The sequence below is a fragment of the Actinokineospora inagensis DSM 44258 genome, assembly GCF_000482865.1.
In the GTDB taxonomy this organism is placed as follows: Bacteria; Actinomycetota; Actinomycetes; order Mycobacteriales; family Pseudonocardiaceae; genus Actinokineospora; species Actinokineospora inagensis.
The window spans coordinates 16,235-27,470 of sequence record NZ_AXWW01000076.1 but is presented as its reverse complement, the minus strand read 5'-3'; the positions used below and the strand labels follow the sequence as shown (position 1 = coordinate 27,470).

The window sequence follows — 11,236 nt, the reverse complement described above, 5'->3', positions numbered from 1 at the left end:
CAGAACGGGTCTCGCGCAGGTTGGTGCCCTCCCCGAGGTCCGGCCCTCCGCAGAACGGGTCTCGCGCAGGTTGGTGCCCTCCCCGAGGTCCGGCCAGGGCGGCGGCACGTACCGAGATCACCAACCGACAGGAGGCAATGCCGCCGCCACTGGCCTCCGAACAATGCCTCGTCACGGACACCCCCGGCTGCCCAGTGCACCCAGGAGCAGCGTTGGGCCGCGATCTTCCACGACGTGAAGAGCATGTCCAGCGCCGCCGACCACGACGACAGCACCACCGACGGCTTCTCCTGAAACCGTACCGATACTGAGGCGATCCTGGCGGCGACGATGGCTGCTGGGGAGGTGTACGGGCGGGAAGTGAACGCGCACAGGTGCCCGAGGGGGCTGGTTGCTGTACTGCTGTCCCGTTGTAACGCTCGGCGGGCGATGCGCGACGTACGCGTACAAGCCAGGACGGTTTGAGCGGGGCGCGCTAGCCGGGAAACAGTTAGGGCGACTTGGCGAAAAACGCTGCCTTTCGTAACAAAATCATCAGCAACCGCCCAATATCCATTGTTCTGGGCAAGGGGAAATTTCACTTGAGCGACGAACCCGCCTTTCAGCACCTCATCCCAACCATCGACGGCAATGCCCGCCTGCGTGAACCGCAGACAGAGGCGTATGACGCCATCGTTGATCACTTCGACGACATCAACAACCATCGCGAAGCGGGCATTGTGCTACCGGTGGGGTGTGGCAAGTCAGGGCTCATCACGCTCGCGCCATTCGCGCTCAAAGCTCGCCGCGTACTGGTCATCGCGCCGGGGCTGCGCATCGCCACGCAGCTGCTGCGCGACTTCAACCCGACCGACCCGGGCATGTTCTACCGCAAGTGCGAGGTGTTGCCAGGGCCTGAGTACCCCGAGCCGGCCGAGATCCGCGGCTCCAAGACCAATCGCTCTGACCTCGACGCTGCTGACGTCGTGGTGACCAACATCCAGCAACTCCAGCGCGGCGGGGCTGACAACAAGTGGCTCGCTGACCTGCCGGAAGACTTCTTCGACCTCATCCTCTTCGATGAAGGCCATCACAACGTCGCCGAGAGCTGCGACGTGCTACGCGCCAAGTTCCCGGCAGCCCGCATCGTGAGCTTCAGCGCCACGCCGACCCGCTCCGACGGTCGCCTCATGTCCGGCGAGATCGTCTACACCTACCCGATCTACCGAGCGGTGCAGCAAGGCTTTGTGAAGCACGTCAAGGGCCTGGTGCTCAACCCGTCGTCACTGCGCTACGTACGACGCGAGGACGGCAAGGAGGTCGAGGTCAGCCTCGATGAGGTGCGCCGCCTGGGCGAGGAGGACGCCGACTTCCGTCGCAGCATCGTCAGCTCAAAGGAAACGCTGGACACCATCGTTGACGCCTCGATCACCGAGTTGCGCCGACTCCGTAAGGCGACTGGCGAGAATCATCTCAAGATCATCGCTTCGGCTCTCAACATGGAGCACTGCAAGCAGATCGTGAAGGCTTACGCCGAACGCGGCCAGCACGCTGACTACATTCACAGCCGCGAGGACTCCAAGGCCAACGATGCCGTCCTGGACAAGCTGGAGAGCCACGACCTGGACGTCATCGTGCAGGTGCGCATGCTTGGTGAAGGGTTTGACCACCCGTATCTGTCGGTCGCCGCGGTGTTCAGCATCTTCGCCAGCCTGTCGCCGTTCGTGCAGTTCGTTGGGCGCATCATGCGAGTGATCAAGCAGCAGGCTCCGGGTGATCCTCTCAACTATGGCTCGGTCGTTTTCCATGCGGGCGCCAACACCGTGAAGGCGTGGGAGGACTTCAAGGACTTCGCCGAGGCTGATCAGGAGTGGTTCAAGCTCCTGACCGAGGACGTTCCGGTAGGCATTCAGCCGAGTCGTGAGGTTGACCCGACTGATGAGATGGCGCGCAACCGTGACCCGGACGCCGTGCGGATCGTCGAGCCGGGCACGGTGACGCTTCAGGAGTTGCCGCTGCTGTCCGACGGCCGGCTGAAGGATGCGCTGAACTGCTGGCAGAGGCCGGGGTGACTCCCGAGGACTACAAGCAGGCGATCGAGCAGTTGCAGCCCATCCCAGTCACCAAGCAGGCACGCCGTCAGGCTTCGCGCACCTGGCTGGACGAGACGATCAGGACGCGGGCGGGCAGGCTCATCCGCGAACACGACATGAACCCCGAAGGCCGCGATCTCGACACCAAGCACCTTGGCCAGAGCAACTGGGTGATCGTGAAGGCGGCCGTCGATAAGAAGGTCAACGCGGTAGTGGGACGCGGCCCGAAGGAGCGCAGCGAGTTCAGCCAGGCCGAGATCGACATGATCACTGAGCAGCTGGACGGCATCGTGGCCGAGGTCGAGGAGGAGGTGTTCGGTGGCTAAGCCGAAGTCACTCCTCCTGCGCATGACGACCAAGCCCTCAAGCGGCACGCCTGTCAACACAACAGCAAGCACGTGATCTCCAAGGGAGACTTGCGGCTCAAGATAACCGTTGGACGCAGCCACGAGCACTACTGCATCGCTTGTGCCGAGAAGTTCATCGACCTGGCTCTGCTTCGGCTACAGAAGCTGCGGAACGAACTTTCCCAGGCTCAGGCCGTAAGCGGTGCCGGTGCGTAACCAGGCCACCTGACGGTGCAGCTAGCGGCCCCGATGCGCCGACCCGGTTAAGTCTGAAGGCGGGCGAGGAGGCGGTGGCCCGCGACGGACGGTTGCAGGCTCGGCCCGTCCTGCTGGACGCGCAACAACAGCGGTCTAGGACCCGCGTCCAACGCCCGACGTGGGGACGGGTCTGAGCCCGCCCCCAACGGGTACTACTCGGGCTTGGACAGCCCGAACCTTGACTCCACCACCAAGCTGCCGGTGTGAAACCGCTGGTCAGCCCTGTTCCCATCCTTTGGTACTCCTGCCGGGGGCACGAGACTCTGGCGACCCATGTTCGCGGAAGGCGCGAACTGGGTCGCTCGTCATTTTTCTGGGGTGCAACCCCAGGCCCGCCCGGAGGGCTTCGCCCCCGGACCCCCCAGCGGGGGGCACGTGTGGGCCGGCGACCTCCCGCCCGGTGATCCAATGCAGTCTGGTTGCTCGGTGGTCCAGTGTGGGCTGGAACGTCACCCGTCTGGGTGCGTTCGGGCTGAGGGGTGGCTTCGATACGTTGTCGCTCAGTGGGTTTGGGCTGTGCGCATCTGGGGGGCGAGTGCTGGTGCTGATGGTGCGGCGGGGTGTGCTTGGCGCGGTCGTGGTGGCGGTGGCGTTGGTTTCGGTGGTGCCGGTGACGGCTGCGGCGGCTGATGCGGCTCCGTTTTTGTGGGTTACCAGCCCGGGGCGGGAGACGGTGGTTCCGGTTGGTCAGCCGGTCACCATTGTGGGGGGTTCCTTTGAGGGGGAGGGCACCCGCACTACCCAGTCCGACGTCTCGCTCGACGGTGGGATTACCTGGACCCATTTTGACCATGGCGGCCAGTGGAGCCTTACCTACACGCCGACTGAGGTGGGGCCGCTCAAGGTGGTCACCCGGGCGGCGTGGGAAGAACAGTGGGGCGACCCGCGCACTTACTACGTGCGGGTCGACTCGACGACCCCGCCCGGCCCGGTGACCTGCCCCTGCACCTTCACCAGCCCGCCCAAGGAGGGGAGCCCGGTCTTCGACGTGCAGGAGCCCTACAGCCCCGACCTGGGCTTCCGCTTCTTCGTCGACCGCCCCGGCACGCTGACCGGGTTCACCGCCCGACTCGGCCCGGAGGTCACCTGGGCCAGGGGCTACCTGTGGGACGACAACGAACGGCTGGCCTACGCGGACATGGACCTGACCACCGGCAAGGTGACCTTCTCCCCCGGCGTGCGGCTGGCGCCGTACCGGCCGTACACGGTCTCCTACCACTTCAGCGGCCCCTACTACCCGGTCGCGGAGAACTACTTCACCGAGCAGACCACCCAGGGCCCGATCACCGCGATCCACGACGACCTCGGCGGCGCGGGAGTCTTCGGCTACAGCATGTCGGGCTTCACCGACCCGCCAACCCAGGTCTACCTCGACAGCGACTACCAGATCTCCCCCACCTTCGAACCCACCCCTTAACCGGGAGCAGTCACCCTGCTGAGTTCTGCTCGTGGAATGCGTGAACGGGGCTTGGGCGTCGGTGATTCGTGGGGGTATACGGTGCGGGTTGTGGAGCTCAGTGAGATCTCGTGGGATGAGGCAGTCGCGCTGTTCAAGGAGCGTGGGGTACCGGAAAGCACGTGGGAGAACCTGTACGAGGGCGAGTACGTGCTTTGTGCGGGGGACGCGGTTGTGGAGGGCAACTTCCCGCTCAATGGCGGGGATGAGCACCCGTGGGGGGACTACGACATCGGGTACATCGTCGATGGGGATTTGACGGTGGCGGGGTGTGTGTACGACGAGGACGACGGGGCGGCCGCGTTGGTGGTGTTGGGGGACCTGCGGGCCAAGGGGATCAGCATCGCGAGTGACCCGAAGATCGTGGTGAAGGGCAACACCGAGGTTGACGTGTTGTTCGCGCAGTACACGGACAAGTACCTGGACTTCGGTGGGGACCTGCGGGGAGCAGTGCAGGTGTGGCTGGACGAGTGCGCGCCGGACCGGGTTGGTGGGACGTTGGCGGGAGCGCTCGAACTGCCGTCGTACCTGGGCGTGGGTGACCTGGGGGCGACCTCGGTGGCGCGGGCGGACGTGCCGGTGGGTGAGCTCGTCGTGGCCGACGCGTTGGATGACGAGGGGAAGGTTGACGGGGAGGCGCTGCACAACCTGCTGATCGGCGGCGAGCCGGTGTTGCGGGGATAAGAGCTAATCCGCAGTGCCCGCGAGGAGGCGGGCGGCTTTGGGGCTGCCCATGCGTTCGTAGGCGGTAGCGGCGGCGGTGCGGTGGATGGTGGCGGCAGGGGTGTCGCCGGTGGCTTCGGCCTGGGTGGCGCGGAGCAGGTGGATTTCGGCTTGGAGCGCGCTGTTGCCGAGGCGGGTGGCGATGGCTTCGGCGCGCGTCAAGAGGGTTTCGTCGGGGCGGGCGGCGGCGGTGGCGAGGAGGGACTTGGCCACCACGCTGTCCGCACCGGCGGCGGTCGCGCGGTCGGTCGCCTCGGTGAACATGGCCAGGGCCTCGTCGGTGCGACCCAGGCGGGTGAGGGCGCGGCCGACGAACAGGGTCTGCAGGGCGGTGCCGCGAGCCCGGTTGAGGTCGATATTGATCTGACGGGCGGACTGGAACCAGTGCAAGGCGCCCTCGTAGTCGCCGGTGCGCAAGGCGAGGTTGCCGGTGAAGTCGTAGGTGGACGCCCGCAGGCGATCGTCGGTGGCGAGTTCCCGGGCCCGGTGGAGCTCGACGGCGGCATCGTCGTAGCGCTCAAGTTCCTGGTAGGCCTTGGCGAGCAGGCAGCGACAACGGGCTTCAGCGGCGGGGTTGCTGTCGAGTTCAGCGGATTCGACGGCCAGGGTGCCGGTCTCGACCCAGGACGCGAGGGGCCTGCGGGCGTCGTAGTAGGCGAACGTGGCCTCGAACAACTGCCAGACGTAGGTGTGCCAGCCGTGCTTGGCGCACGCCCGCATGGCAGCGGCGATGTTGGCGTGCTCACGCTCGAACCAGGCCAGCGCGGACCGCGCGTCCATCGTCAACTCGTTGCCCGCCAGCAGCCGCTGCGGGTCGGCGACGCGGAGACGTTCACGTCCGGTGGCGGCGACGTCGGCGGCGGTCGCGCCCAGCAACCACCACTCGACGGCCCGACGCAGGTACCGCTCGCGGTCTTCCGAATCCGTTTCCTCGGCGGCGACACGGAGGGCGTGCGCGCGGACCAGGCGGTGCACGGCATACCGGTCGTCGGCGCGTTCCTCCAACAGGGCGGCGGCGCACAGCTTGTCCAACCGCGCGCGGACCTGGGCGACCGGGAGCCGGACGACGGCGGCCAGCACCTCGGCGCCGAACTCGGGGCCGACCAACAGGCCCAGCACCCGGTAGCTGTCCCTGGCCTCGTCGGGCAGGTCGGCGTACACGGCGTCGAACAGCTTGTTGACCTTGTCGAGCACCTCGGTGTCGGCGCCGCGCACGTCGTCGACCACTCGGGCGACGGTCCACTTGGGATGCTCCAGCAGCCGAGCCGCCGCCACCCGTACCACCATGGGCAGCCGACCGCACAGCTCGACCAGCTCCACAGCGGACTCTGGCTCTTTATCAACCCTGACATCGGGGCAAAGTTGTCCCAATAGCGCTACCGCGTCCGGGATCGCCAACGGTTCGAGCACGATCGGAACCGCGCCATCGGCGTGCAGGTCGGACAGGACCGAGTTGCTCGCGACCAGCACCAGCCCGGCGGCGGAGTTCGGCAGCAGCGCCTCGACCTGCGCGGCGTCGGTGACGTCGTCCAGCACGGTGATCAACCGGAGCTTGGCGGTCAACGACCGGTACAGGTCCCGACGGCGGCGAAAACCCGGCGGCACAAGGGAATCCGGCACACCCAACGACGAGAGCAGCCGGCCCAGCGCGTCGGCGGGCGACTCGCCACCCGCGCCGAACGACGCGTACAGCACCCCGTCCGGGTAGTGCGCGGCCAGCACGGTGGCCGCCTGCAGCAACAAAGCGGTCTTCCCGACCCCCGGCATGCCCCGGACCGCGACCACCACCGGTCGACCCGAGATCGGGTCAATTTTGACCAGAGATCGCAGTGTCGCAAGGTGTTCGGCCCGGTCGACGAACGGCGGCGTGACGCCGAGCGTCAGCACCGGAACCACCTTCGGCAGCTCGGCGTGCTGAAATGTGACCGAGCCGATGTGCCCCGCCTGCACGACCTGAGCGGCCACCCCGGCCTGCACGTTGTGAACGTCAGTACCCACTTCACCGGCCCCCTGTGGCGATCCGTGCACACCACGGTACTGCACGCGACCGAGCGGCGAAGGCAAGTCGGCCAACGAATTGCTACGGTTCGCCTACCGCGCCGCGCCGCCCCGGGAGATCACCATGCCACTCGCCAACACCTCGGACTGACCGGGTGGACCCGCGCGCCGACGCACGCTCCCCGTTCGGGGCACTGCGAAACTGACATGGCCATGGTAAGAGTCGCCGAGCACGGAGCACGGAGCACGGAGCACGGAGCACGGAGCACGGAGCACGGAGCACGGAGCACGGAGCACGGAGCACGGAGCACGGAGCACGGCTCGGTTCGCTGAGCGGGAAGTGGGACACCATCCGTCCACTGCGGAGGGTCCTGGTCGTGGTGCGCACCCCGGCCGCGCTGCGCAGGCTGCTGGACGTCGTGCCCGCGCTGCTGGGCGACTCCCGGGTCGAGGTGCGGTTCACCGTTGACGGCGGTTCGGTGTTCGCCGCCGGTTTGCCGGACAAGCTCACCGCTGTGGGCGCGCTGTGGCAACCTTGGGAGAACGCGTGCCAGGAGCGGTTTGACCTCGCGCTCGCCGCCAGCGACAAGAGCGATCTGCACTTGCTCGACGCGCCCGTCGTTCTTATGCCACACGGCGCCGGTTACCACCGGCAGTCGGCAGGCGGAGTGGTGTCCGGTCTGAACCGGTCCGCGTTGGTCGTGGACGGTCGGGTGTTGCCGCACACCGTCGTCGTGGCGCACGGGAACCAGGTGGCGGCGTTGCGGTCGGTGGACGCGCGGTTGGCGGAACACGCGCTGGTGGCCAGGGACCCGTGCCTGGACCGGATCACGGCGAGCGAGGGGCAACGCCACCGGCACCGCACGTCCTTCGATGCCGATGGCAGGCGGATGGTGTTGCTCTGCTCGACCTGGGGCACGCATTCCTTGTTCGGCACCACACCGGACCTGGCCGAGCACCTCGTCACCGCGCTACCCGCCGACCACTACCGAGTGGCGATGACGCTGCACCCCAACGTGTGGCAGCGGCACGGTTCGCTGCAGGTCCGCGCCTGGTTGCGGCGAGCAGTCCGCGCGGGTCTGGTGCTGATCCGACCGGATGAGGACTGGCGGCCCGCCCTGTTGGCAACCGACGTGGTCGTGTCCGACCACGGATCGCTGACCTGCTACGCCGCCGCAGCCCGTCGACCGGTGTTGCTCGCCGCAGACGGTGGCCCGGAGGTTGTCCCGGGTTCTCCGCTCGCCCGGCTGCTCACCACGCTGCCCCGGCTCAACGGATTACCCGGTGACGTGCCGGTCCCACCCGAGGACGCCGTCAACGCCATCTTCGACCACCGCGAACCCGCGGCGATGGACGACCTCTTCTACCGCATCCTCGACCTCCCCCCGCCCGAGTGCATGGCACCCGAGCCAATCCCGTTGAGCAGCCCGGAGTTCACCGAACCCACGCACTACCGGACGACAACCCACGCCGAGGTCACCGACGACACCGCGTGCCTGACCCTCACTCGCACAACCGCCCGCCAAGCCGACGGTTCCCTCGCGGCGGACGAAATGAGCCCAGAAATCGGGCTGATCGACAGCGCCTCCGCCATCTGGTCCAGCTCCCCGTTCCCGGACCGAACCAGTGCCACCACCCACGCTCACGCCCTCTTGGACCGCTATCCCGGCGCTCGTCTGGCTGTCACCGCGGTCGACTCCCACGCCCCGCGCCTGACGAAGATGACGACTGTCGTCGCGTTTCGGGATGGGCAGGTTCGCGTCGTGGACAGCACCGTGTCCACGTCGGTCGCGGCGGCGGCGCTGCACTGGTGGTCCCTGCTCCCCGCGCCTCGGCCGTCCCGGATCACGATCTCGGCGGGTGCCGCGTCCGGCGAACTGGTTGTCCACTGAGGACAGTGTCGGGTTCTCGTCCACTGGGGATCGCGATTTCGGGGCGATGAGGCCGGTCGACCGAACCTGGGGCCGGTGCGTCGCCGGGGCACCGGCGCCGGGACACTGTGTCCGATACGGGAGGTGGCCGGATGGTGCCGGGGGACGTGGCGCGGAGCCGGGTGTTGGCGGCGATCCTCAGCGCGGAGTCGATCTCCCGGGCGCAGTTGGCCGAGCGGACCGGGCTGTCCACATCCCGGATCACCAAGGTGGTGGCGCCGCTGGTGGCGGCCGGACTGGTGGAGGACGGGGCGCTGGTCACGGCCGGGCCGGGCAGGCCACGGCGGATGCTGCGGGCCAGGTTGGGGCAGCGGGCGGTGGTGGGGATCAAGCTGTCGCCGCGCGGGGCGACCGGCGTGCTGACCGACATGGGGTCGCAGGTGCTGGCCAGGGCCGAGCGCACCCTGGACCAGCCCAGTCCGGACGACGCGATCGAGGCGATGCGGGAGATCTGCGCCGAGCTGACCGGGCGGGTGCCGATCACCCGGGTCGGCGTCGGCCTCAGCGGCCACGTGGACGGCGACAGCGGGACCTGCGTGTGGTCGGCGATCCTGGGTTGGCGGGACGTGGCCATCGCCGACCGGCTGTCGGCGGCGGTGGAGCTGCCGGTGGTGGTGAACAACGACGTCAACGCCCTCGCGGTGGCGCAGCGCTGGTTCGGGGCGGGCCGGGACGTCCGGTCGTTCGCCGTGGTGACCTTCGGGCTCAGCGTCGGCTGCGGACTCGTGTTCGACAACCAACTGCACACCGGTTCGACCGGGATGGCGGGCGAACTCGGCCACATCCCACTGGTCGCCGACGGTCCACTGTGTACCTGCGGGAAGTACGGCTGCCTTGAGGCCGTCGCCTCGTTCCCGGCGATAGTCCGTGCCCTGCAGGAGAAGGGCCTCGCCTGCCGGTCGATCGTGCGCGCGATGCGGATGGCCCGGTCGGGCAACGAGGACGCGCTCGCGGTGTTCGCCGACGCGGGGACCGCGCTCGGCCGGGGCCTGGCGACCCTGGGCAACCTGCTCGATCTGGACAAGATCATCCTTTCCGGTGAGGGCGTGCGCACCCGCGACCTGGTCGAGCCCGCCCTGCGCGCGGCATGGCGAACCCACTCGATGCCGTCCGCCGCCGACCACTGCGAACTGGTGTTCGTGGAGGTCGACCACGACATGTGGGCGACCGGGGCGGCCTGCCTGGCCATCCAGAGCGTGGTGAGCTCCCCGACCTTCGAGCACGGCTCATGACCTCTGTGGACACGAGCACCAACGTCATCCTGTCCGGACACCACCCCAGCGGCGGCTACTCCCCGAGCTCACCGAACCCCGGACCACCAGGACAAGGTCGACGCGCAGGACGGCCAAGACCTCGGGCTACCACACCAGGACGAGCATGCCCTTGACCCTCGACGCCGCCCCCCTCCCCGCTCGACCGACCCCTACCTAGCGGCTCGACCTAGAAGGTTGGCTGGGTATCGGCCTGTCCACGGCGTTCCTGGCAAGGCGCCGCAACGGCCTCGTACTGGACACACTTGGCCGTTTCGGCAACGCAGCCAGGACGCCGTGGGCAGATCGAGACCCGGCCAACCTTCTGGGTCGGGTCACTAGCTGTCCGCACTGTCACGGCAATGCCTCGACCGCCGCGTCAGCGACCTCGACACCCTCAACACTGAACTCGCCGCATGGGGCTACACCAACGCCGAACGGCGCCAGGTCCGCCGACAGTTCACCATCGACGACGTACGCGTCCAACTCCACCACCCTCTACCCCAAGAGTGAGCCGCGACAATCCACTACTGGCTCGCCCCGGAGGGTTGGCCGGATGTCGGCCTGTCCACGGCGTTTCTGGCAAGGCGCCGCAACGACCTCGTACTGGACACACTTGGCCGTTTCGGCAACGCAGCCAGGGACGTCGTGGGCAAATCGAGGCGTGACCACTGTTTCTGGGTCGAGCCACTAGCCTCAGCGCTCCGGCAGCTCACACCAGGTCAATCACCCCGATCGTGGCGTTACCCGTACCTAGGTTGGCACCCAGTGCTGGCCACTCACCGCGCGACTGGTGGCTCGCCCCAGCGGGTTGGTCGGGTTCGACCTGCATACCCGGCCAACCCGCTGGGTTGAACGACTAGTTGTATGAGGCCGTGATGTTGGTGGTGTCGGTGTGGAGTCGGGTGGTTGGTGGTTGGTTTCCGGTGGTGGTGTGGGGCTGGTGGTGGTTGTGGTGCACGGTCCAGGCCGTCAGGGTGTCGGTGCGTTGCTGTTTGCTGGTTCAGGTGCGGGTGTGGAGGTATTCCTCGCTCGGGATGTGGTTGTGGTGTTCGACGTTGTCGTTGTGGGGTGGGGTGTGGGGGGGTGATGCGGTGGTGGCGGGCGCCGGGGAGCACGGTGGGGATGTCGTGGGTGTGGTGGCGGGCGCCGTGGGCGGTGACGATGCGGTGGATGCGGGTGATGCCGTGGGCGGCGGAGA

The 11,236-nt window shown here is 67.8% G+C and carries 8 protein-coding genes; 6 read left to right on the top strand and 2 right to left on the bottom strand.

Translation table 11 applies throughout. The features are described from left to right. The first annotated feature begins 581 nt into the window (after positions 1-581). The 4 genes from H504_RS36725 (at position 582) to H504_RS39010 (ending at position 4,817) form a co-directional block, all read left to right on the top strand. Positions 582-2,051 (top strand): DEAD/DEAH box helicase, encoded by a 1,470-nt coding sequence (locus H504_RS36725; protein WP_211239394.1) that lies wholly within the window; start codon positions 582-584, stop codon positions 2,049-2,051. After that, a complete protein-coding gene (locus tag H504_RS42670; protein ID WP_035305769.1) occupies positions 2,048-2,398 on the top strand; it encodes a hypothetical protein in 351 nt (116 codons plus the stop codon). The genes H504_RS36725 and H504_RS42670 overlap by 4 nt, the downstream gene beginning before the upstream one ends. Positions 2,399-3,506: 1,108 nt before the next feature. After that, positions 3,507-4,094 carry a DUF4082 domain-containing protein gene (locus H504_RS0124020; protein WP_035305765.1) on the top strand — a complete coding sequence of 196 codons (588 nt, stop codon included), beginning with the start codon at positions 3,507-3,509 and terminating at the stop codon, positions 4,092-4,094. A 90-nt stretch (positions 4,095-4,184) separates the two neighbouring features. Then, positions 4,185-4,817, top strand: a complete 633-nt coding sequence (locus tag H504_RS39010; RefSeq protein ID WP_051386205.1) for a hypothetical protein — start codon at positions 4,185-4,187, stop codon at positions 4,815-4,817. Positions 4,818-4,820: 3 nt separating this feature from the next. On the opposite strand, the gene H504_RS0124010 is transcribed toward H504_RS39010, so the two are convergent. Next, positions 4,821-6,854 carry a tetratricopeptide repeat protein gene (locus H504_RS0124010; protein ID WP_026424855.1) on the bottom strand — a complete coding sequence of 678 codons (2,034 nt, stop codon included), beginning with the start codon at positions 6,852-6,854 and terminating at the stop codon, positions 4,821-4,823. Between the two features lie 377 nt (positions 6,855-7,231). On the opposite strand from H504_RS0124010, the gene H504_RS36710 reads away from it, so the two are divergent. Together H504_RS36710 and H504_RS0124000 are read left to right on the top strand one after the other, a co-directional pair. Beyond that, positions 7,232-8,746 carry a hypothetical protein gene (locus H504_RS36710; RefSeq protein ID WP_051386204.1) on the top strand — a complete coding sequence of 505 codons (1,515 nt, stop codon included), beginning with the start codon at positions 7,232-7,234 and terminating at the stop codon, positions 8,744-8,746. 131 nt (positions 8,747-8,877) lie between these two features. After that, positions 8,878-10,017 (top strand): ROK family transcriptional regulator, encoded by a 1,140-nt coding sequence (locus tag H504_RS0124000; RefSeq protein ID WP_051386203.1) that lies wholly within the window; start codon positions 8,878-8,880, stop codon positions 10,015-10,017. 372 nt (positions 10,018-10,389) lie between these two features. Here the strand turns inward: H504_RS0124000 and H504_RS43705 are convergent, their stop codons facing one another. Next, positions 10,390-10,521 (bottom strand): hypothetical protein, encoded by a 132-nt coding sequence (locus tag H504_RS43705; RefSeq protein WP_281173659.1) that lies wholly within the window; start codon positions 10,519-10,521, stop codon positions 10,390-10,392. Between the last annotated feature and the right edge of the window lie 715 nt (positions 10,522-11,236).

Bases quoted from the DNA above. Each gene is read 5' to 3' on its own strand.
- H504_RS0124000 (WP_051386203.1), top strand. From the start codon at position 8,878: ATGGTGCCGGGGGACGTGGCGCGGAGCCGGGTGTTGGCGGCGATCCTC.